Genomic DNA, 22,380 nt, shown 5'->3' on the forward strand with positions numbered 1-22,380 from the left:
CAACAGCGTCAGTGCCCAACTCAACTGAGGCTGATACTGTTTTAATTTAACTAGAGGGTCGAACCCTAGCTGCGGGTTCAAAGTAATCCGGCTCAATCGTCTGTCCCTGGTTGATCTTTAGGTTAAGAATCACTTCTTAAACATGCGAAATATGAATAATTACCTGTAAAACTAATCACTTGCAAGTAAGACTGGTGAGTGTATCAGTTTAGTAATCTATTTATTTTGATATAGATTCAATATACCACAGCCCTGAACTGACAATTGTATAACATTGTATTTTTCGATCTCGCTTGAAAAATCAGCGCTGAGTCACCATTGTTACCACATCTATTATGGCAGCTAAATGCAATCTGGTTAGAGGTTTATTTTCAAAATGGGTTCCAATGCCGAAGCGGTTCGACTGGATAAATGGCTGTGGGCCGCTCGCTTTTACAAAACTCGCTCACTGGCGCGTAATATGGTCGATGGCGGTAAAGTCCATTATAATGGTCAACGCTCCAAGCCGAGTAAAATTGTTGAGTTGGGTGCCGTGATTACCCTGCGCCAGGGTAACGAGGAAAAAACCGTCGTTATTGAGCAAATCTCTGCTCAGCGGCGCGGCGCACCAGAGGCGCAAACCTTATACCGCGAAACCGACGAAAGTGTCGCGAAACGCGAAGCCCATGCGATGCAACGTAAATTGCACGCTCATAATCCAAGCCCAGACCGACGCCCGGATAAAAAACAGCGTCGCGACATCATTAAGTTCAAACATCAATAAGCTGGAGTGTCCGAAATGGCAAACAATGTTTTAAATCGCTACTTGTTCGAAGAATTGTCCGTACGAGGCGAACTGGTGCAATTGAGCGATGCTTACCAGCATGTGATTGCAAATAAAGATTACCCGCAAGCGATTGAAAAACTGCTGGGCGAATTGCTGGTCGCCACCAGCCTGCTGACCGCCACGCTGAAATTTGAAGGTTCGATCACCATGCAGCTGCAGGGAGACGGCCCGGTGTCACTGGCTGTTATCAATGGCGACCATCAGCAGAAGCTGCGCGGAGTTGCTCGCTGGGAAGGCGACATCGCCGACGATGCCGACCTGCATCAACTGATGGGCAAGGGTTACCTGGTGATCACCATTGAACCTAAACAAGGCGAGCGCTACCAAGGTGTCGTCGGCCTGGAAGGTGACTCACTGGCAGAGGTTCTGGAAGGTTATTTCGCCAAATCAGAGCAGCTGAAAACCCGGCTGTGGATTCGTACCGGCAGCCATCAGAATAAGGCCCATGCGGCCGGCATGATGATTCAGGTGATGCCTGATGGTACCGGCTCGCCGGATGATTTCGAACATCTGGAGAAACTGACTGACACTGTTAAAGACGAGGAGTTGTTCAGTCTTGAAGCTCAGGAATTGCTGTACCGCCTGTATAACCAGGAAAAAGTACGCCTGTTCCCTGCCCAGCCAGTCGAATTTTACTGCGGCTGTTCGCGCGAGCGCAGTGCGGCCGCCATCGTTACCGTCGATAAAGCGGAAATTAATGACATCCTTGCCCACGAAGGTCAGGTTTCACTGCACTGTGATTACTGCGGAACCACCTATAGCTTTGACCAACCTGAAGTAGAACAGCTGTTTTTGCAGACAGATAGTGGCAACAAAACGGTGCATTAATTTATACAAATTATCAACCACGTAATTTACCCACAAAAGGCCAGCATGATGCTGGCCTTTTTGTGATCTGTACGGCTTTTATCGCCGCATTCGTCGTAATTAAATCACGCCTTAATTTTAGTCGATTAATAATCTCTCCGGCCCTAGCAGAAAGGATTCCGCACGCGATACACTAGCCAAACCACAGTGTGACGGGTAAGCAGTAACCACAATCCAGGCATGGTCAAATTTTGAACTAACTCCCTGTTTTGTCCCCACCCCGTTGCTAGCATGGTGAGCAGATAACAAATTAAAAATATTAAAAATCCCTACAAAATATCCCTACAAGGAGCACCTATGACCGTTATGGAACACACTAAGGCTGCAACACTCGATCTTACCCAACACGGGCTGACTGACGTCGCTGAGGTTATCCGTAACCCTAGCTACGAGCAGCTATTTGAAGAAGAGACCCGACCAGACCTGGAAGGCTATGAAAAAGGCATAGTCACCGAGCTGGGTGCTGTCGCTGTCGACACGGGCATCTTCACCGGACGCTCACCAAAAGACAAATACATAGTATTAGATGACACAACCCGCGACACTCTGTGGTGGACATCTGATTCAGTGAAAAACGACAACAAACCTATCAGTCAGGAAATCTGGAATGATCTGAAACGGCAGGTCACCAAGCAGCTGTCTGGCAAACGGGTGTTTGTGATTGACGGTTACTGTGGTGCTAACCCGGATACGCGTCTTGCGATTCGCGTGATCACTGAAGTGGCCTGGCAGGCACATTTCGTCAAAAACATGTTCCTTCGCCCAACCGACGAAGAACTGGTCGATTTCAAACCGGATTTTGTGGTGATGAACGGTGCAAAATGCACTAACGACCACTGGCAGGAACAGGGGCTGAACTCGGAAAACTTCACTGTGTTTAACCTGACCGAGAAAATGCAGCTGATCGGCGGTACCTGGTACGGCGGCGAGATGAAAAAGGGTATGTTCGCGATGATGAACTACTTCCTGCCGCTGCAGGGTATTGCGTCAATGCACTGCTCTGCCAACATGGGTAAAGACGGCGATGTCGCCATATTCTTCGGCCTGTCTGGTACCGGTAAAACCACCCTGTCTACCGATCCGAAACGCGCGCTGATCGGCGATGATGAGCACGGCTGGGACGACGACGGCGTGTTTAACTTTGAAGGCGGTTGTTACGCGAAAACCATCAACCTGTCGAAAGAAGCTGAGCCAGACATTTACAACGCGATTCGCCGCGATGCACTGCTGGAAAACGTCACTGTACGCCCTGATCATTCTATTGACTTTAACGACGGCTCCAAAACTGAGAACACCCGGGTTTCTTACCCGATTTACCATATCGATAACATTGTTAAACCAGTATCCAAGGGCGGTCACGCCAACAAAGTTATCTTCCTGTCAGCGGATGCATTCGGCGTACTACCACCGGTTTCTAAACTGACTCCTGAGCAGACCAAGTACCACTTCCTGTCTGGCTTTACCGCCAAACTGGCCGGTACTGAGCGTGGCATCACTGAACCAACGCCAACCTTCTCTTCCTGCTTCGGCGCAGCCTTCCTGACCCTGCACCCGACTCAGTACGCAGAAGTACTGGTGAAACGAATGGAAGCCGCTGGCGCAGAAGCCTACCTGGTGAATACCGGCTGGAACGGTTCAGGTAAACGGATTTCAATTCAGGACACCCGCGGCATCATTGATGCAATTCTGGATGGTTCCATTGAACAGGCGCCTACCAAGCAGATCCCTATCTTTAACCTGGAAGTGCCAACGGCTCTGCCTGGCGTTGATCCGGATATCCTGGATCCTCGTGAAACTTATATCGACCCACTGCAATGGGAAAGCAGAGCCAAAGATCTAGCCGAACGGTTTATCTACAACTTCAACAAGTTCACTGATAATGACGAAGGTAAGGCACTGGTTTCAGCTGGCCCACAGCTGGATTAAGTGACCCGCACGGAAAAATCACGTCAAGCCCCTCTTTTGAGGGGCTTTTTTATTGAACCCACCCATAAATTGTTTCACTCTTAAGCCCTAAAGTCTGATGAGAGAAATGCCGCGTGAAAAAAATCGTAATCATCCTGTTGTCACTGTCTGCCATCGTTATTGTCGCTATGGCCGGTGTGGTGATTACCTTAACCACTCCCGCTGCAACATCCATGGTCAATCTGGTTTTGCACCACTCCGGGATGGAGAAGGTTCGCATTGAGCAGGTGCGCTATCAGTTCCCCTGGCACCTGACGCTAAACGGCGTCTCGATTCAGCTACCCAAACCAGAAGTATCTCAACAGCCAACATCAGACAACACTTGGTATCTGCCGCAAATTGACCTATGGGCCAGCCCCCAGGTTTGGTCTGCCGGCCGCTGGCAATTAAACAGCGTGCTTGTCGACGGTGTTAATCTTCGCCAACTCCCCGCGCTGGGCCAACTGACTGACCAAATTGAAGTAGAGCAAATCGCGCTCAGGCATTTTGACCTGGCCATCGGCGATGTCGTGCTGCGCGACGCCAACCTGCAGATCCGCCAGCCCGAATGGCAATCGGCTGACCAGAAGCTGCCGTATGGCGCGATACAACTCAGCAGTGAACAGCTGTATTTAAGGGGGCAAGCCTTCAATAAGCTGCTGATCGATGGCCAGTTTAAACCAGCTGACAGCACCATTTATGGCTTTTCTTTCCAGTGGCGTGGCAGCGAACTGTCTGGCCAGGCAGAGCAGTATCCGGACGGCTGGTCACTGATCAACGTCACCGCCAGCAAGCTGAAGCTGGATCAGCAAGCGCTGACGCTGCTGCAACAGAGTCTGGCTGAACTCAACCAGCGCGTGCAGCACATCAACAGTCTGGATCTGCTGTCATCCAGCCTGCAACTCGGTGAGCTGACGGTAAATAACCTCGATGCTTCTCTGGAAAATATCACCCTCGACCACTCACTGTGGCAACAGAGCGACGGCTACCTCTCATTTGAAGCCGATAACCTGAACTGGGGAGAATTGCAGCTGGTTTCCCCCAGGGCACGCCTGAGCCTGGATGGCGGCATTCACATTGAAGAGTTCGATACCGACCTGTTGCAGGGACGTCTGCAGTTGAGCGGGACAATTACGCCAGAAAGTATCGGGCTAAAGCAACTCAGTCTGGATGGAGTTAAATGGCTTGGCGAGCCGGCTGAACTGCCCGAGTTACCGTTATCACTGCCAAGCCAGTTCACCGTTGACCGACTGGATGTGCACAACAGCCAGTTTATTCAGCTGAATCAGTCACCCTACTGGCAACTGTCGGGGCTGTATATTGACGGCCAACAGCTGGAACTGATTAGAAACGACCAGCCGGGCCTGTGGCAGGGTAAAGCGGAAATCACCGTTAACAGCGCCAGCTACGACCAGTGGCGGGCAACCCAATCGGTAATGGAAAGCCATGCGGACAATGGCGATTGGTATCTGGACAGGCTGATGATCCCGCTGGAGCAGGGGTATCTGGATGCCTCCGGACACTGGCAGCGCGGTCAGGCCAACCAGCCTTGGCAACTGGATCTGCATCTGGATGGCTTCCCGACCGAACTGGTGAGTAATTGGCTGCCGGAATACCTCGAACTATCCGCCCTACTCGACCTTGAAGCCAGCGGAGCGGGCTTTTCGGGCAATTACCCGCTGTTCGCCCATTCGCTCAATGGCAAAGCGACCGTCGGCCTGCGTGAAGCCACACTGATCGCCCAGGACAGCCAACCGCAGCTCACCCACAGCCTGGTGCTGCCGCTGGAGCTGGATAGCCTGCAGTTGCGCGCCAAACGCGGGATGATTACCGCCAGCGGCGGCAATATCAGCGGGCCGGAATTGACCGGCCAGTTACAAATGGCGGTTGATTTGGTGGAGCTGAGCAGCAGCCAGGTGCAACTGAACATAAAGCAGCCCTGTCAGCTTCAGCAACTGGATCTGCTGACGGGCACTATCACCGCTGAGCCACTTTGCTCAGATCGCGAGTGACCGGCTACTCGGTGCCGATCATGCGCTGATAGTCCGGTATTAACATATAGGTGCCAATAAACTCCACCGCCTCGACGTCTCCACTGGCAATTTTGACGTTGATGACGATCCTCGCTTTGCGCCCCTGAGCCAGCCGATCCAGATCGCCGCTGATCCCATCCAGTGAGGTAGACGCGATCGGGCTCTGCTCCACCGGGTGACGGTAGCGGATCCGGCTGTCGGCCAGTACGATGTCCCCGTTCAGCCCGCGTTCTTTCATCAGCAGCCAGGTCATCCCCCAGCCAGTCAACGTTGCCAGGGTAAAGGCAGAGCCGGCAAACATGGTATTGTGCGGATTTAGATTCGGGTTGAGCTGGGCGCTGCACTCAAACTGGTAACCGTTGTACTGGTTAATTTTAATGCCCATTTTGTCACTAATCGGGATCTGCTGTTCCCAGCGCTGTTGCAGCTCGCTGCACCATTCCGGCTTGCGCAGCACGTTGGCCATCGGGTCGAGTTGCTTGACCATCTGCTGATGGCGCACCGGCCCGCGTTCATCAGTCAGCGATCCGCGGCGCTCAAAGCCGTTTTTGCTGTAAAAAGAGATGGCATCCTCGCGGGCGTTACACACCAGACGTTTGGCGCCCTCCTGATGCGCCAGAGATTCCAGCGCCACCAACAGCAACGAGCCCATGCCTTTATTGCGCTGATTGCCTTTCACCGCCATAAAGCGGATCTGGCCCTCATTGTCCGGGGTGATATACAAACGGCCGATCGCCAGTGGCCGGCCACGACCATCCACTATCATCCGGTGGTGGCTCATCTGATCGTATTCATCGCGCTCTGAACCGATCGGCATCCGCCACGGCTCACGCAGCATTTGCCAGCGAAAATGGAAATACTTGTTGAGCTGATTATCTGTTTTCGGTGTGATCAACTTAAGCATAGATGTTATCCCTAACCTAGTCGGCGCCGGTCACCAGACCAAACGCCCGCTCTGTTGTTATACCTGAAGCCAAAATGTCACCGGTCCGTCATTGACCAGTGACACTTTCATATCCTCGGCGAATCTGCCCCGTTCCGTTGGCAAGACTTGCGCACATAAATCTGAGAAATAGTCATACAGGCGCTCGGCATCGGCCGGGTGCGCGCCACGGGAAAAGCCGGCCCGGGTACCCTTTTTGGTGTCTGCGGGTAAAGTAAACTGAGAAACCACCAGTACTTTACCATCAACCTGCTGTACATTGAGGTTCATTTTTCCTTCCTGGTCCTCAAACACCCGGTAGGTTGTCACCCGTTCCATCAAACGTTTCGCTTTAGCTTCGTCGTCGCCTTTTTCAACGCCGAGCAGCACCAACAGTCCGCGTTCTATTTCCCCTACAATTTCACCTTCAACCTTGACGGCCGCTTCGCTCACTCGCTGAATCAGTGCTATCACTCTGACTTCCTTTACTCTGATGTTGCTGGTCTGGCGCAGAGTGTACCACTTTTGCTTCGCCGCTCCACTGTTCCCGTTCCCCCAGGGCAGCCGTCACTTCGGCCCCCAGCAGTACAATTATCCAGGACAGATAGACCCAGACAAACAGGATGGGAATCGCCGCCAGGGCACCATAAATCATCTGGTAGGAAGGAAAGTGAGTAATATAAGCGGCAAATCCACGCTTACTGCCTTCAAACAACAGCGCGGCGACCAGCGCCCCAAGCATGGCGTGGGAGAAGCGAATTTTCTTATTCGGTACCAGCAGATAGAGGCCGACGAAGGCAAAAAACGATAAGATCAGCGGTAACCAACGCAGCAACAGGTTAAACGCCCCGGTGAGGGTTTCGCTCTCCAGCATTTTCAGGGACGTCAGATAAGAGGTGGCGGCGATGCTGGCTCCGACCATGATCGGACCCAGTGTCAACACCATCCAATACATAGAGAAGGAAAATACCCGGCGGCGTTTGGTTTTCACCCGCCAGATAAAGTTAAGATTACTGTCGATATTGGAAATCAGCATCAGCGCGGCGACAAACAAAAATGCACCGCCGACGGCCGTCATTCGGCCGGTATTGGCGACAAATTCCGTCAGTGCCTGACCGACCGCTTCACCGGCGGCCGGGACAAAATTATTAATCACAAAATTTTGTACCACTTCACTGACGTTCTCGAAAATGGCAAATGAACTCAGTACCGACACCAGCACGGTTAGCATAGGCACGATCGATAGCAAAGTTATGTAGGCCAGATAACCCGCGCTGATGGTGATCCTGTCGTGGCGAATTCGCGCCAGCAGATATTCAGCATAAGCCACAGTCAGCCGGGCAAGCAGTTCCAATTTCAACTTGTAACTCCGTAATAAGTGATTCATCCTAACTATTAATTGATTGTAATAAAAAGGAAAGCCTAATGCGCTATTTGCTGGTGATTGCTCTCTCAATCCTGACTTTAACCGGTTGTCAGTCGGCTTATTACTCCGCAATGGAAAAAGTCGGCTACCACAAACGAGACATCATGGTCGATCGGGTCGAAGACGCCAAACAGTCCCAGCAGGATGCCCAACAGGAATTTTCCAGTGCCCTGGAAGCCCTGAGCGAGTTAACCGGCTATCAGGGTGGCGATCTGGAAGCCATGTATGAGCGGATTAATGATCGCTATCAGGACAGTGAAGCGGCAGCACAAACCGTGCGCGACCGCATCGCCGCGATTGAAGATGTGTCTGAGGCGCTGTTTGACGAGTGGCAGTCTGAACTGCAACTGTACACCAATCGAAGCTTGCGCCGGGACAGTGAGCGCAAACTGACCGCTACCCGCAACTCGTACCAAAAAATGTTGCTGGCAATGAAACAGGCCGAACAAAAGATGACCCCGGTGCTCAATACCTTGCGAGATAACACCCTGTATTTAAAACATAACCTTAATGCCCGTACCGTTGGTGCGCTACAGGGAGAGTTCAGTAATCTGGAACGGCAAATCCAGTATGCCATCAGTGACATGAATCAGGCGATTGCCGAATCCGATAAATTCTTAGCTAAGCTCAACGCGTCTTGAGTCTTTGCGGCGCCCGGCTTGCAAGCTCAATTGTCGGCCCGCACGGCCGCGCGTTTACCCAGCGCGTAGCCAAGTATTAATGGCGCTAAAAAGATTACGATAAAAAAGGCGATAAAATAGATGATGCTGCTTTTCACCAGTTCGATCAGCTTATCCATCGCCAGGTTAACCAGCTGTTGAGAGAGGCGATCTAAGTCTTGGGTCAGTTTGTCTCGCTCGCTATCGATAATCTGGGCGATTTCACTGCGCTCGCGCGCAACCATAACTTCCAGCGCCTGACGTTCTTCGCTCAGTTGCGACAGGTGCTGCGAGGTTTTCAGATCGATATCATCCACCAACGGCTGCAGGCTAACGGCCATCTGTTCGGCTAAATTGGCCATATACTCAGGATTGTTATCAATAAAATCCTTTAACGAAGCAGAGGCAACTTTGAGGCTGTCCAAGGTAGAATTGAGTTGCTCAATGCTGTCAGAGCTATGTAGCGCCAGCAATTGCGCTTTCCAGGTTATGACTTTCGGCATCTGCTCAGAGGCCAGACTCAAGCGGTCCGACATATCCCCCATGGCTTCCGGCATGGTACCGTGGGTGGTTACGACATCCTCCACGCTGAGTTGGTTGGCTTCTAACCAGGCTCGATATGCAGGAGCCCGGGCCATACCCAAGTCCTCAAACGGATTACGCTGCACAAACTGGGCGACAAACTGCTGGCTGTTTTGGTACACATCGCGTTCTAACACCGATTGAGCCAGCTTGTCGATCTCCTGATTCAAATGCAGCGCCACCTGCCAGGCTTCAGCGGAATCAAACAGCGTCTCACCGGCACCCTGGCTGTAAAACTGCGCCATTTGCTGACTGAACACCCACGAATCAATCAACGATGCCATCGGTGAGACCTGATAGGCGGAAGACTGCATCCCTTCAAAGGCATTGATTTTCCACAGCAGAATATACGACTGCTTGAGAGTGTCATTGGCATCATACTGATCTTGCAATGCATCGGCGGCCAGCTCCACCTGAGCAAAAAATTGCTGCGCATAGTCTCGCGTCAGAGTACGCATATTCAGCTCTTGTTTGGTCAGTGGCACGGTTTGGCTCTCGATCTTCACTTCCAATAACGAGCAACCCGCCAGGCCAATAACCAGATAAACCCACATCAAACGTTGCAGTCGGTGCATGTACATTACTTACCTTAAGTCAAAAAGTTATCTCGCTCCTCTATAAGAATAAACTCAGTTTTGTACTTAGGCTGAAAATCCCGTTAACCAAACGTCACTCACTGTTCACTGGTTGTTGATTGCTGCCACCTGGCAAACAAATTCAACCCGCTCAGGCACCGTGCCCCAAGGTATTTCCACCACTTGATAACCCAGTTTGGTGTAGACGTTAACTAAGCTATGGTGGATTTGCAGTGCCTCCTCAAAACTATGGGGGCGCACCGCATCCTGGACGTAAATCGAAGCTTCGGGTCGACAAGCAAGCACCTGGCGGTGATAGCCGGCGCTGGCCTCAATCATACCTGGCAACGCCTGACATCCGCCCAGCTCTAAGTAAGCCAGGATGTCAGGAATAGCCCGATCGACAAACGCGACCTGATACTGGCTCGCACTACGCTTCTGCTCCGCCATCAACGCCAGACATAACCTGGCAAATTCGGGCAGATTGGTCCAGGGTAAAATGCCGTGCTCCAGCGAACTTTGTTGCTCTATCAGTGTTCGTGAGCCTTCTGCAAAAGTCGCGTAACCCAACTGACCTAACGCGGTAAGGAGCGTGGTTTTCCCCGCCCCCGGCCCGCCGGTAATGACAATTGGCTGCATATTACTGTTCCCTTATCGATCAAATACAAAAAGCCCCGAGCATGACCCGGGGCTTATAGCTAATCTAATCCGTTAACGCAGATTATTTCGCTGCACGTGAAGCACGCTTACGGTCGCTTTCCGTCAGGAATTTTTTACGAATACGGATGCTTTCCGGTGTAACTTCGACCAGCTCGTCGTCATCAATAAATTCCAGCGCTTGTTCCAGCGTCATGGTGATTGGCGGAGTCAGAACCTGCGCATCATCGGTACCCGATGCACGAACGTTGGTCAACTGTTTACCTTTCAATGCGTTTACGGTCAGGTCGTTGTCACGGCTGTGAATACCGATCACCATGCCTTCGTACACTTCCACACCGTGACCGATGAACAGACGACCACGTTCCTGCAGGTTAAACAGCGCGTTGGTTAGTGCTTTACCGGCAGCGTTGGCGATCAGTACGCCGTTATTACGCTGACCTATGTTACCGCCTTTGTGAGGACCGTAGTGGTCAAAGGTATGGTACAGCAGGCCAGAACCGGAAGTCAGGGTCATAAATTCCGTCTGGAAGCCGATCAGACCACGAGAAGGCATGCTAAAGTCCATACGTACGCGGCCTTTACCGTCTGGAGACATGTCTTTTAGCTCACCTTTACGCAGGCCGATGTTCTCCATGATGCCGCCCTGGTGCTCTTCCATCACATCGATGGTGACCGTTTCAAACGGTTCCATCAGCTGGCCATCTTCTTCTTTGATGATCACTTCCGGACGAGATACCGCCAGTTCGAAGCCTTCACGACGCATATTTTCGATCAGGATTGACAGGTGAAGCTCACCGCGGCCTGATACGCGGAATTTATCCGGATCGTCAGTTTGCTCAACGCGCAGGGCCACGTTGTGTACCAGTTCTTTTTCCAGGCGCTCAAGAATGTTACGTGAAGTGACAAACTTACCTTCTTTACCTGCGAATGGTGAGGTATTGACCTGGAAGGTCATGGTTACAGTAGGTTCATCAACCGACAGCGCTGGGAGTGCTTCTACGGCGTTCTGCGCACAGATGGTGTCAGAGATTTTCAGCTCACCCAGACCGGTAATGGCGATAATGTCGCCCGCCGTTGCCTGGTCTACGTCATGACGCTCCAGACCCAGGTAGCCAAGAACGGTACCGACTTTACCGTTACGGGTTTTGCCATCGGCACCGATGACGGTAACCTGTTGGTTTGGTTTCACCGTACCACGCGTTACACGGCCAACGCCGATAACGCCAACGTAAGAGCTGTAGTCCAGCTGAGAAATCTGCATCTGCAGTGGGCCGTCCAGGTCAACGTTTGGTGCATCCACCACGTCGACGATAGTCTGGAACAGCGGTTCCATGTCTGCACCGGTTTCGCCCTCTTCCAGAGAAGCCCAGCCATTTAGCGCTGACGCGTAAACCACTTGGAAGTCGAGCTGCTCGTCAGAAGCACCCAGGTTGTCAAACAGGTCGAACACTTGGTCCATAACCCAGTCAGGACGTGCGCCCGGACGGTCGATCTTGTTGATTACGACGATAGGTTTCAGACCGTGTGCAAAAGCTTTTTGGGTAACGAAACGGGTTTGTGGCATTGGGCCGTCAACCGCATCTACGATCAGTAGCACGCAGTCTACCATCGACATAATACGTTCAACTTCGCCACCGAAGTCGGCGTGTCCAGGAGTATCCACGATGTTAATGCGGTAATCGTTCCAGTTGATGGCGGTGTTTTTCGCCAGGATAGTGATGCCGCGCTCTTTCTCGATGTCGTTCGAGTCCATGACTCGCTCTTCAGCTTCACCGCGAGACTCTAAGGTGCCCGATTGCTGCAGCAATTTATCCACCAGGGTGGTTTTACCGTGGTCAACGTGCGCGATGATCGCGATATTTCTCAATTTATCAATCTGTGGAGTCGTCATGGAATTAGATTCACTCGAATATAGAAGTCGCCCTATTTGACTACCGAGTCAGGGGCATAACTTTGTTGATTAAAAAAACGGTCAATAATGTACCAGATTTTGCCGAAAAACCTAGAAATATGTGATCTGAAACTCTGAAAATTTGCCGCTGTTTGATTATGGCACAGAGTTGATATAGGGCAATTTATAACCAACCAGCTAAAAAACATGATTGACAAACTTCCCCCAGATCGTGCTGAATGGAAGCCGATTTATGATTCATCTTGGTGCGCACCTTATCAATTGCACCAATATGATGCAGTAAAGATCCAAATTGGTGCAAACGATTGCCCCAAAACAGACAGTTTCTTTTTAATACATTGATATTAATGGAATAATTTTTTTGGCACGGTTTTGGCTATTAAGTTATCAAGCATCGATTAATTAAGTTTCAAACCATTAATCAATGCCGGAATTAATTTAATCGTTCTGGCCGTTACCGCTTTTTAAACACTGGAGGTTATCCAAGATGTCAGTAGAAAACGTTTTATCGCTGATCCAAGAAAACGAAGTTAAGTTTGTTGACCTACGCTTCACAGACACTAAAGGTAAAGAGCAACATATCTCTATTCCTGCTCACCAAATCGACGCAGACTTCTTCGAAGAAGGTAAAATGTTCGATGGTTCATCCGTTGCTGGCTGGAAAGGTATCAACGAATCAGACATGGTAATGATGCCAGACGCATCATCTGCTGTGCTTGACCCATTCACCGAAGATGCAACACTGAACATCCGTTGTGACATCTTAGAACCTGCAACTATGCAAGGTTACGACCGTGACCCTCGCTCTATCGCCAAGCGCGCTGAAGACTACATGCGCTCTACCGGCGTTGCAGACACGGTTCTGATCGGTCCAGAGCCAGAATTCTTCCTGTTTGACGACGTTAAATTCGCAACAGACATGTCTGGTTCTTTCTTCAAGATCGACGACGTAGAAGCGGCGTGGAACACAGGTTCTGATTACGAAGAAGGTAACAAAGGTCACCGTCCTGGCGTGAAAGGTGGTTACTTCCCAGTAGCTCCAGTTGACTCATCACAAGACATCCGTTCAGCAATGTGTCTGATCATGGAAGAGATGGGTCTGGTTGTTGAAGCGCACCACCACGAAGTAGCAACAGCTGGTCAGAACGAAATCGCAACTCGTTTCAACACTCTGACAACTAAAGCCGACGAGATCCAAATCTACAAGTACGTTGTTCACAACGTAGCACACGCGTTTGGTAAGACTGCGACCTTCATGCCTAAACCACTGGTTGGCGACAACGGTTCTGGTATGCACGTTCACCAATCTCTGGCGAAAGATGGTGTTAACCTGTTCGCTGGCGACAAGTACGGCGGTCTGTCTGAAATGGCTCTGTACTACATCGGTGGTATCATCAAGCACGCTCGCGCGATCAACGCATTTGCAAACCCTGCAACTAACTCATACAAGCGTCTGGTTCCTGGCTTTGAAGCTCCAGTTATGCTGGCTTACTCTGCCCGTAACCGTTCAGCGTCTATCCGTATCCCAGTGGTTCCTAGCCCTAAAGCGCGCCGTATCGAAGTTCGTTTCGGTGACCCAGCAGCGAACCCATACCTGGCATTCGCAGCTATGCTGATGGCTGGTCTTGACGGCATCAAGAACAAGATCCACCCAGGTGAAGCGATGGATAAAGATCTGTACGACCTGCCAGCAGAAGAAGCAGCGGAAATCCCAACTGTTGCTTACTCACTGAAAGACGCACTGGAAAACCTGGATGCAGACCGTGAGTTCCTGACTGCTGGTGGCGTATTCTCTGATGACTTCATCGATTCATACATCGCTCTGAAATCACAAGACGTACAACGTGTAAACATGTCTACTCACCCACTAGAGTTCGAATTGTACTACTCTGTATAAGTTTAGCTTTAGCTATATATCAGGCTCGCCTCGCAGGCGGGCCTTTTTTTTTGCTCTCAAGAAATAGCCGACTACTAAGCTATCTCGTAACTGTTCATTTCCCTATCGAGCGTCACTTGAAGCTAATCCTACTGCTTATCTTACTGCTTTGTATCGCAGTACCAGCCAGCGCGCAATGTCAGACCATCTACCGCTGGACGGATGAATCCGGCGTGCACCATTTTAGTGATGTGCCACCACAGCATGCACGTTTTCAGACGTTACAGATCGCCGATCCGCCAGTACGGTCTGCGGCCGCAACGGCAGTGACGGCGGCCGAAGCAGAGAATACCGCCAGCAGCGCGCTCTCGATTCAATTTGAGCAGCCCAGGCATGATGCCACCCTACGCGATAATACCGGCTATATGCTAGTTGTCGCTAACTTGTCACGCCCCTTAAACAAAGACGAGCAATTACAACTACTGCTAGATGGCCAACCATACCGTCAGCCTGACACCGCTAGCCAGTGGCAAATAACCAACCTGGATCGCGGCAGTCACAGCCTGACGATTCAATTACTAATTAACGGCAAGGTTATTGCATCTACCAGTACAATAATGGTGCATATGCATCGAGCCTCGATCCGATAAAGAGGTGAACTGCCGCTATACGGTCTTTTCAGTGACTTTTTCTTCCACCATGGAATAGGTTGCGCCATACTGACAATTATGGTTGCACCAAAATAGTGCGCAATATTGACACCAAAGCAAGGAATGGCCAGTGACTACCGATTTAAGCAGCACAATTCTGAATAATTTAGTAACGGCGACCTTAATTCTCGACGAAGCCCTGATCGTCCGCTATGCCAATCCGGCAGCGGAACAGCTGTTCTCGCAAAGTGCCAAACGGATTGTTGAGCAGCCCCTTTCTCACCTAATCCAGCATGCCTCGTTGGATCTGGCACTGTTGTCTCAGCCGCTGCAGAGCGGCCAGAGCATCACCGACAGTGACGTCACCTTTGTCGTCGATGGCAAGCCACTGATGTTGGAAGTGACCGTCAGCCCGCTGTCCTGGCAGCGCGAGCTGATGCTGCTGATCGAGATGCGCAAAATTGGTCAGCAACGCCGGCTCAGCCAGGAGCTCAACCAGCATGCCCAACAACAGGCGGCCAAACTGCTGGTACGTGGATTGGCCCATGAGATCAAAAATCCGCTGGGAGGGTTACGTGGTGCGGCTCAGTTACTGGAGCGGATGCTACCGGACCAGAGCCTGGCTGAATATACCCAGATTATTATCGAGCAGGCGGACAGACTGCGTTCCTTGGTGGATCGCCTGCTTGGGCCACAAAAGCCGGGTAAGAAACAACCGGAGAACTTGCACCTGATTTTGGAAAAAGTGCGCCAGTTGGTTGAGCTGGAAGTCGGTCATTCGGTGATTATTGAACGTGACTATGATCCAAGCCTGCCGGAAATCCTGATGGACCCGGATCAGATCGAACAGGCGCTGCTCAATATCGTCAGCAACGCCGGCCAGATCCTGACCCAGCAAGAGAGCGGTAAAATCACCATTCGCACCAGAACGGTGCACCAGGCCAATATCCATGGTCAGCGCCATAAGCTGGCGGCGCGCATCGAAGTGATCGATAACGGCCCGGGTATCCCGATGGAACTGCAGGACACCCTGTTCTATCCCATGGTCAGTGGCCGCGAAGGAGGCACCGGGCTAGGACTATCTATCTCACAAAACCTGATCGACCAGCACCACGGCAAGATTGACGTCGAAAGCTGGCCAGGTAGAACTATTTTTACCATTTATTTACCAATTTAAAGACTTGTTGCCGAAAGGAAATAGAACATGAGTAAAGGATACGTTTGGGTTGTCGACGATGATAGCTCCATCCGCTGGGTAATGGAAAAGACCTTGTCGTCGGCCAACATAAAATGCGAGACCTTTTCCGATGCGGAGAGTGTGTTGTTAGCCCTTGAGCGGGAAACTCCCGATGTGTTGGTCTCAGATATTCGTATGCCCGGCATGGACGGAATCAGCTTACTGAACCAAGTGCATTCCAACAGCCCTGACCTACCAGTAATCATTATGACCGCACACTCAGATCTGGATGCGGCCGTGAATGCTTATCAAAAGGGGGCATTCGAATATCTGCCGAAGCCATTTGACGTCGATGAAACCCTGACGCTGGTCGAGCGCGCCATCACCCATAGTCAAGAGCAGAAACGCGAACAGGCCAAAGAAGACAATGTCGCCCAGAACGCACCGGAAATTATCGGTGAAGCACCGGCGATGCAGGAAGTATTCCGCGCCATTGGCCGCTTGTCCCGCTCTTCCATTTCGGTGTTGATCAACGGTGAATCCGGTACCGGTAAGGAACTGGTCGCACACGCGCTGCATCGTCATAGTCCGAGAGCCAGTAAGCCCTTTATCGCGTTGAATATGGCCGCGATCCCCAAAGATCTGATCGAATCCGAACTGTTCGGCCACGAGAAAGGTGCCTTTACCGGTGCCAATAATGTTCGCCAGGGCCGTTTTGAACAGGCCAACGGCGGTACCCTGTTTCTGGATGAAATCGGCGATATGCCGCTGGATATTCAGACCCGCTTACTTCGCGTGCTGGCTGATGGTCAGTTCTACCGCGTCGGTGGGCACTCACCGATCAAGGTTGATGTCCGAATCGTTGCGGCGACACACCAGAATTTGGAAAAGTTGGTGCATAAAGGCGATTTCCGAGAGGACTTATTCCACCGCCTGAACGTCATCCGTATTCAGATCCCGGCTTTGCGTGAGCGCCGCCAGGATATTGAAAAGCTGGCACTGCATTTTCTCGCCCTGGCGGCAGAAGAGTTGGCTGTAGATGTCAAAACCCTCCACGCCAGCACAGTCGACGCACTCACCCGATTGGACTGGCCAGGTAACGTACGTCAGTTAGAAAACATTTGTCGCTGGTTAACTGTGATGGCCAGCGGTAGCGAAATCTTACCTTCTGACCTGCCCGCAGAATTACTGGAAGAGAAAAACAGTCAGGTATTCACCGACGAAATCACCTGGCAGCAAAAGCTTTCACACTGGGCCAGACAGGCGTTGGCAACCGGGGAAACCGAGCTGCTGTCCTATGCTCTGCCAGAGTTTGAACGAATCCTGCTGGAAGCTGCGCTGGATCACACCAAAGGGCATAAACAGGATGCGGCTAAAGTCCTTGGATGGGGACGCAATACTCTAACCCGCAAATTGAAAGAACTTTACTAGAGGTCAGTTGGCATTTCCGAGTAATATATCAATAAGGGAATTAAAAAAAAGCTGTAAATACAAAATGATTGGAAGTTCAGTCAGGCTGACGCTGCGTAGCGTCATAATACTGCCATTTGTGATTCTGTTTATTCTGGCGATGGGCATCATCGGCTATGTCCAAAGCTTAAATTATGAAGCCATGATCCAGGATATCAGTAGCAAACAGTTAAAAGCACTGGCTGCTAACGTCAATTTGGAGCTGAAAGATTTCTTAAGTCAGCCGTATGAAGCCAGTCTGGCGATGAGCCACAGCATAGGGTTTAACCAACTTTATCGCAGTGGCGATACCCGCCAGATTGAACGCTACTTTCGCTCGAGTTTTCTGGAACTGTATCCCCAGCTTCCCCAGTTGGATGTGATCGGTTTTGGCGGTATCGGCGGCGAATACGTTGGTTTTCGAAAGGAGCATGATGGCGACCTGACCCTGATGCTGCAAGACGACCGCACCCGCAATCGACTGGTCATCTTCCGCAACGACTCTGAGGACAGTGAGCCATTGTCGATTATCGACAACTACGATCCTCGTACTCGCCCCTGGTATCAACCCGTGGCGGAGCAGTACAAGCCGATGTGGTCTTCCATCTACGCCAATGTCGATGAACGGCAGGAAATCACTCTATCGGCATTAACTCCGATGTTCGACAAACAGGCATTTTCCGGAGTAGTAGTCACCGATATAAAAATCGATACCTTTAACCACTTCCTGCGACGGCTGAAGCAGCGCTCGAATGCGTTGATTCATGTATTTGACCGAAAAAACCGCTTAGTGGCCCACTCCAGCACCAGTAGCATCGTCTCCTGGGGCACTGAGCTTACCGATCAAGGTGAGCGCTTACTTACCACTGAAAGTGCCAATCCGGTGATAAAAGCCGGCGCGGAATATCTGCAAAACCAGCAACTGCCGCTGGACGATTTACCTCTGCACTTCAACTACTACTTTGACGGTGAGCGGTACTTTGCTTACCTGACTGAGTTTAGTGATCCATTCGGCCTCAATTGGTATATCGGTGTAACTCTGTCTGAATCCGATTTGGTCGGCAAAGTACGCGAAAGTCAGCACAGCAGCTGGATCATCGGCCTTGGTGTGAGCGGACTGGCGATTCTGCTCGGCTGGTTTGCCATCAACCGCATTACTACCCCGATTAGGGCTACCGCTAGCGCCGCCAGAAACCTGGCGAATGGTGACTGGAACAGTACCCTTCCCAAAACCGGCCACATTTCGGAGCTCAACATCCTAGTGCGGGCTTTCAACGAAATGACCAACAACTTACAGACTTCGTTCAAAGCGATGCGCAGCCAGCTGCTCTACGACTCAGTGACAAAGCTTTACAGTCGGGAGGGACTGATTGAACAGTGCAACAAACTCGGGCGCCTTGAAGGCCATCTGATTGTAGTGGGCATCAACAAATTTCGTGATATCAATGACAGCTTAGGCTATGACCGGGGTGATCAGCTGCTGACTTTAGTCGCCGACCAACTTAAATCTCTCTCTGGTCCTGACGCCATGCTGGCTCGCATCGGAGGCAACGAATTTGCCATTTACATGCCAAAGCCACTGGCGGCCGAACAGATCACCTTGTTTGCCAATCAGATCATGCAGGTATTTGCTTCTCCATTTTCTATTCATGGTGATAGCGTAGTGGTCAATGTCTCAATTGGACTGGTTCAGGAAGAAACTCACGACAATATGACCTTGTGGCTGCGCGATGGCAGTATTGCATTGAGTAACGCCAAGCAGAAAATTAGTAGGATCAGCCGCTATCGACCAGAGATGGCTGATGTTTCTCGCCAGCGAACCCAGATGCAGGCGCGAATAAAAGACGCCCTGGAGCAGCAGCAGTTCGTTCCTTTCTACCAACCCATTGTCGATCTGACCACAGGAGAGATTACCGGAGCAGAGGCCCTCGCCCGCTGGCTTTCCACCGATCAGGGCTTAATCCCACCACTGGAGTTTATTCCCATCGCTGAAGAGCGTGGCCTTATTGGCAACATTGGCGAACAGATTCTGCGTCAGGCTTGCCAGGATGCCGTGGCAGCCATTGCCATCGGCAAATGGCAGAAGGAATTTGAGCTACACGTTAACTTGTCGGTCAACCAGTTAATGACGCCTGACTTTACCGACAGCTTGCAATCAATACTCGAAGAGACCACTCTCCCGGCCCGAAATCTGACCTTGGAGATCACCGAATCCCGCCTGGTGGATAACGATGATGTGATTATCCGTAATATGCAGGCCATTCGTGATTTAGGGGTAAAAATTGCAATTGACGATTTTGGTACCGGGTACAGCTCTCTCGCCTATCTGCACCGGTTGCCATTCGATTGTCTGAAAATCGATAAAACCTTTGTTGATAAGTTGAATCGCCAAGATTTACATCAATCGATAGTGGCAGCCATCATACAGGTCACCAGAAGCATGGATATCAATTTGGTTGCGGAAGGGATAGAAAATCAGGATCAGGCAGAAATGTTAACCGAGTTGGGCTGTCCTAATGGCCAGGGCTTTCTATATGGTCGCCCGATGCCATTCGAACAATGGCCAACAAATTTGGTTAACATGAATTAAATAAAACCAGTTATCGGCCTTTTTAGCCGTTATGCCCGCTGACAGTTGCATGTTTGGTTTTTATACTTAGCCAAATAGCTTCAGCGGGATGATAAAGATGATTACCAAGAACTTACCATTAACCGATTTACACCGTCATCTGGACGGCAATATTCGCACCCAGACCATCCTGGATCTGGGACAACAGTTTGGCATTGCTTTACCCGCCTATGATATCGAGTCGTTAACACCACACGTTCAGATTGTTGAAGCTGAACCATCGCTGGTTGCATTTTTGTCCAAGCTGGATTGGGGTGTCGCGGTACTGGGTGATCTGGACGCCTGTCGACGTGTCGCATACGAAAACGTCGAGGATGCCCTCAACGCCCAAATCGATTATGCCGAGCTGCGATTTTCACCTTACTATATGGCTATGAAGCATAAATTGCCCGTTGAAGGTGTGGTCGAAGCGGTCGTTGACGGAGTTCAGGCCGGCGTACGTGACTTCAACGTGAAAGCCAACCTAATCGGCATTATGAGCCGTACCTTTGGTACTGACGCCTGTCAGCAAGAATTGAACGCGATTCTAAGTCAGCAAGACCATATCGTCGCAGTCGACCTGGCCGGTGACGAACTGGGTCAGCCAGGTGACCGCTTTGTCAGCCACTTTAAACAAGTTCGTGATGCCGGACTGAATGTCACCGTACATGCTGGTGAGGCCGCCGGCGCCGAAAGTATGTGGCAAGCGATTGAACAATTGGGCGCGAGCCGAATTGGCCACGGGGTAAAAGCGATTCACGACAGCAAACTGATGGACTACCTGGCCGAACATAAAATTGGTATCGAATCCTGCCTGACGTCCAATATACAAACCAGCACTGTTGATACACTGGCCAACCACCCGCTGAAAACCTTCCTGGAACACGGGGTGATGGCATGTATCAACACGGATGACCCGGCAGTCGAAGGCATTGAACTGCCTTTCGAATACGATCAGGCAGCCCCAAAAGCCGGCCTGTCCCAGCAGCAGATTCGCCAGGCGCAAATCAATGGCCTTGAGTTGGCGTTTATTTCTCAGGCAGAAAAACAAGCACTTAGAGATAAAGTCGCAGGACGAAGCTAATTCGTTCAAAACAGTAAAGCCGATGCACCAAGCATCGGCTTTTTCTTACTAGCCGTTTACCGTTAATGTCTTAATGAACTTACCTGTCTAAACAACCTGATAAATGCCAACATCATCAGACCAACCATACCGAGTCCGCCACCACCGCTGCCATTATCGGTGCTGGCCGTAGTACTGGCAGTTGTGTCGCAGCCCAGTACGGTCTCCACCCCGTCAATCACCACCGTCAGGTTATTTTCGCACTCATCGACCACGGTACTGCCATCGGTCGTGTTATCTCCACCGCTACCGCTGTCTGTATTATCAGTGCCATCGGAACCATCAGTCTGGCTCTGATCATCTGCAGTCATAAAGTCCGGCTTGATGATCACCTCTTCAGGCGGCAGAGCTTCACTGGTATAGCTGTCTATCCACTCAAGGTAGGTATTTACGTTGGTGTACCAGGTAGGGAGAGTTGCTGAGCTACAAACAGAATTGATAATCGGGCTAGCGCTAATAATCCCAACTTGAATGACTTCATTCATACCAGTGTCGGAATTGAACCTTTCAAAAAGCAGAGGGCCACCCGTATCACCAACACAAGCACCGTTACCATACAGTTGGTCTCCTACCGGTATTATTTCACTAGGTAATGTGCATAACTTAGTCACATCGACGGAAGAAGCAATGTATTTTGGTAATGTCTCGGCGGTTTCAAGTCGTGTATAGCACTCAGACAAAGGCAGCAAAGCAATACTGGTTCGTACTAAAGGTACACTATTACCTATTTCACCATCCCCCCAACCCGCAACAGTTACATTTTCTTTTCGAGTCGCAGGATCCCATTCGTCTTCAAGAGCCAGTAGCTCACTGTAGATGCTAGAATCAGGTAGCTTAATTGGAGTATTAGATAGGTCCCGGTCGAGGTACAACAACGCAATGTCACTTTGATATGCGGTAGTTTCTAGCATCTTAAAACCATTACTGTCAGTACTAGTAGTATTTAAGGGGTTGTATTCAGGATGTATAACTACATGAGTGACTGTAAATAAATTTTCTGCTTTAATATTTTCATCAGCTAAATCTAACAAATTCGCTGTAATTGAAATTTCTTTTGGTTTAGCCACATCATAGAGCGTAAAGTCATCCGG

Annotated in this window: 18 protein-coding genes; 11 read left to right on the plus strand and 7 right to left on the minus strand. The window is 50.7% G+C overall.

Annotated features, from left to right (window positions below; genetic code table 11):
* The first annotated feature begins 376 nt into the window (after positions 1 to 376).
* From hslR to ACQY6F_RS13800, 4 genes are all read left to right on the plus strand, one after another.
* On the plus strand, positions 377 to 763 hold the full coding sequence (hslR, locus tag ACQY6F_RS13785; protein ID WP_428775161.1) for a ribosome-associated heat shock protein Hsp15: 387 nt from the start codon (positions 377 to 379) through the stop codon (positions 761 to 763).
* A gap of 15 nt (positions 764 to 778) precedes the next feature.
* Entirely contained in the window at positions 779 to 1,654 is an 876-nt protein-coding gene (gene hslO / locus ACQY6F_RS13790; protein ID WP_428775163.1) for an Hsp33 family molecular chaperone HslO, read from the plus strand.
* A gap of 336 nt (positions 1,655 to 1,990) precedes the next feature.
* Positions 1,991 to 3,619 carry a phosphoenolpyruvate carboxykinase (ATP) gene (gene pckA, locus ACQY6F_RS13795; RefSeq protein ID WP_428775164.1) on the plus strand — a complete coding sequence of 543 codons (1,629 nt, stop codon included), beginning with the start codon at positions 1,991 to 1,993 and terminating at the stop codon, positions 3,617 to 3,619.
* A 113-nt stretch (positions 3,620 to 3,732) separates the two neighbouring features.
* On the plus strand, positions 3,733 to 5,649 hold the full coding sequence (locus tag ACQY6F_RS13800) for an AsmA family protein (protein ID WP_428775165.1): 1,917 nt from the start codon (positions 3,733 to 3,735) through the stop codon (positions 5,647 to 5,649).
* Positions 5,650 to 5,653: 4 nt separating this feature from the next.
* On the opposite strand, the gene ACQY6F_RS13805 is transcribed toward ACQY6F_RS13800, so the two are convergent.
* The 3 genes from ACQY6F_RS13805 to ACQY6F_RS13815 are packed head-to-tail and all read right to left on the minus strand — an operon-like array spanning position 5,654 to position 7,979.
* On the minus strand, positions 5,654 to 6,574 hold the full coding sequence (locus tag ACQY6F_RS13805; protein WP_428775167.1) for a YiiD C-terminal domain-containing protein: 921 nt from the start codon (positions 6,572 to 6,574) through the stop codon (positions 5,654 to 5,656).
* Positions 6,575 to 6,631: 57 nt separating this feature from the next.
* Positions 6,632 to 7,066 carry a D-aminoacyl-tRNA deacylase gene (gene dtd / locus ACQY6F_RS13810; protein WP_428775169.1) on the minus strand — a complete coding sequence of 145 codons (435 nt, stop codon included), beginning with the start codon at positions 7,064 to 7,066 and terminating at the stop codon, positions 6,632 to 6,634.
* The gene (locus tag ACQY6F_RS13815; RefSeq protein ID WP_428775171.1) at positions 7,020 to 7,979 is read right to left on the minus strand and encodes a virulence factor BrkB family protein; all 960 of its coding nucleotides are present in this window, start codon (positions 7,977 to 7,979) and stop codon (positions 7,020 to 7,022) included. Before ACQY6F_RS13815 ends, dtd begins: the two co-directional genes overlap by 47 nt.
* A 38-nt stretch (positions 7,980 to 8,017) precedes the next feature.
* Between ACQY6F_RS13815 and ACQY6F_RS13820 the strand changes: the two genes are divergently transcribed.
* Positions 8,018 to 8,659 (plus strand): DUF2959 domain-containing protein, encoded by a 642-nt coding sequence (locus ACQY6F_RS13820; RefSeq protein ID WP_428775172.1) that lies wholly within the window; start codon positions 8,018 to 8,020, stop codon positions 8,657 to 8,659.
* Between the two features lie 26 nt (positions 8,660 to 8,685).
* Here the strand turns inward: ACQY6F_RS13820 and ACQY6F_RS13825 are convergent, their stop codons facing one another.
* The 3 genes from ACQY6F_RS13825 to typA all read right to left on the minus strand — a co-directional run bounded on the left by ACQY6F_RS13825 (position 8,686) and on the right by typA (position 12,385).
* On the minus strand, positions 8,686 to 9,840 hold the full coding sequence (locus ACQY6F_RS13825; protein WP_428775173.1) for a chemotaxis protein: 1,155 nt from the start codon (positions 9,838 to 9,840) through the stop codon (positions 8,686 to 8,688).
* A 99-nt stretch (positions 9,841 to 9,939) separates the two neighbouring features.
* Positions 9,940 to 10,473, minus strand: a complete 534-nt coding sequence (locus ACQY6F_RS13830) for an AAA family ATPase (RefSeq protein WP_428775174.1) — start codon at positions 10,471 to 10,473, stop codon at positions 9,940 to 9,942.
* 82 nt (positions 10,474 to 10,555) lie between these two features.
* Complete coding sequence (gene typA, locus ACQY6F_RS13835; protein WP_428775176.1) at positions 10,556 to 12,385, minus strand: translational GTPase TypA; 1,830 nt, start codon at positions 12,383 to 12,385, stop codon at positions 10,556 to 10,558.
* Between the two features lie 508 nt (positions 12,386 to 12,893).
* Between typA and glnA the strand changes: the two genes are divergently transcribed.
* From glnA to add, 6 genes are all read left to right on the plus strand, one after another.
* Entirely contained in the window at positions 12,894 to 14,303 is a 1,410-nt protein-coding gene (gene glnA, locus ACQY6F_RS13840; RefSeq protein WP_428775177.1) for a glutamate--ammonia ligase, read from the plus strand.
* Between the two features lie 116 nt (positions 14,304 to 14,419).
* Positions 14,420 to 14,932 (plus strand): DUF4124 domain-containing protein, encoded by a 513-nt coding sequence (locus ACQY6F_RS13845; RefSeq protein ID WP_428775178.1) that lies wholly within the window; start codon positions 14,420 to 14,422, stop codon positions 14,930 to 14,932.
* Positions 14,933 to 15,062: 130 nt separating this feature from the next.
* Positions 15,063 to 16,109: a nitrogen regulation protein NR(II) gene (glnL, locus tag ACQY6F_RS13850; RefSeq protein ID WP_428775180.1), complete on the plus strand. Its 1,047-nt coding sequence runs from the start codon at positions 15,063 to 15,065 to the stop codon at positions 16,107 to 16,109.
* A gap of 27 nt (positions 16,110 to 16,136) precedes the next feature.
* Positions 16,137 to 17,540, plus strand: a complete 1,404-nt coding sequence (glnG, locus tag ACQY6F_RS13855; RefSeq protein ID WP_428775182.1) for a nitrogen regulation protein NR(I) — start codon at positions 16,137 to 16,139, stop codon at positions 17,538 to 17,540.
* A 64-nt stretch (positions 17,541 to 17,604) separates the two neighbouring features.
* On the plus strand, positions 17,605 to 20,148 hold the full coding sequence (locus tag ACQY6F_RS13860) for an EAL domain-containing protein (RefSeq protein WP_428775183.1): 2,544 nt from the start codon (positions 17,605 to 17,607) through the stop codon (positions 20,146 to 20,148).
* A gap of 97 nt (positions 20,149 to 20,245) precedes the next feature.
* A complete protein-coding gene (gene add, locus ACQY6F_RS13865) occupies positions 20,246 to 21,250 on the plus strand; it encodes an adenosine deaminase (RefSeq protein WP_428775185.1) in 1,005 nt (334 codons plus the stop codon).
* A gap of 62 nt (positions 21,251 to 21,312) precedes the next feature.
* Here the strand turns inward: add and ACQY6F_RS13870 are convergent.
* Positions 21,313 to 22,380: trypsin-like serine protease (locus ACQY6F_RS13870; protein WP_428775186.1), on the minus strand; the 1,068-nt coding region annotated here is incomplete at its 5' end.

The sequence above is a fragment of the Vibrio sp. genome (genome assembly GCF_050299255.1).
Taxonomy (GTDB): domain Bacteria; phylum Pseudomonadota; class Gammaproteobacteria; order Enterobacterales; family Vibrionaceae; genus Vibrio.

Coding starts and splice junctions, on each gene's coding strand:
- typA (WP_428775176.1), bottom strand. CDS start 12,385: ATGACGACTCCACAGATTGATAAATTGAGAAATATCGCGATCATCGCG.
- ACQY6F_RS13860 (WP_428775183.1), top strand. CDS start 17,605: ATGATTGGAAGTTCAGTCAGGCTGACGCTGCGTAGCGTCATAATACTG.
- pckA (WP_428775164.1), top strand. CDS start 1,991: ATGACCGTTATGGAACACACTAAGGCTGCAACACTCGATCTTACCCAA.
- ACQY6F_RS13805 (WP_428775167.1), bottom strand. CDS start 6,574: ATGCTTAAGTTGATCACACCGAAAACAGATAATCAGCTCAACAAGTAT.
- ACQY6F_RS13830 (WP_428775174.1), bottom strand. CDS start 10,473: ATGCAGCCAATTGTCATTACCGGCGGGCCGGGGGCGGGGAAAACCACG.
- hslO (WP_428775163.1), top strand. CDS start 779: ATGGCAAACAATGTTTTAAATCGCTACTTGTTCGAAGAATTGTCCGTA.
- glnA (WP_428775177.1), top strand. CDS start 12,894: ATGTCAGTAGAAAACGTTTTATCGCTGATCCAAGAAAACGAAGTTAAG.
- ACQY6F_RS13815 (WP_428775171.1), bottom strand. CDS start 7,979: ATGAATCACTTATTACGGAGTTACAAGTTGAAATTGGAACTGCTTGCC.
- ACQY6F_RS13820 (WP_428775172.1), top strand. CDS start 8,018: ATGCGCTATTTGCTGGTGATTGCTCTCTCAATCCTGACTTTAACCGGT.
- hslR (WP_428775161.1), top strand. CDS start 377: ATGGGTTCCAATGCCGAAGCGGTTCGACTGGATAAATGGCTGTGGGCC.
- add (WP_428775185.1), top strand. CDS start 20,246: ATGATTACCAAGAACTTACCATTAACCGATTTACACCGTCATCTGGAC.
- ACQY6F_RS13825 (WP_428775173.1), bottom strand. CDS start 9,840: ATGTACATGCACCGACTGCAACGTTTGATGTGGGTTTATCTGGTTATT.
- glnG (WP_428775182.1), top strand. CDS start 16,137: ATGAGTAAAGGATACGTTTGGGTTGTCGACGATGATAGCTCCATCCGC.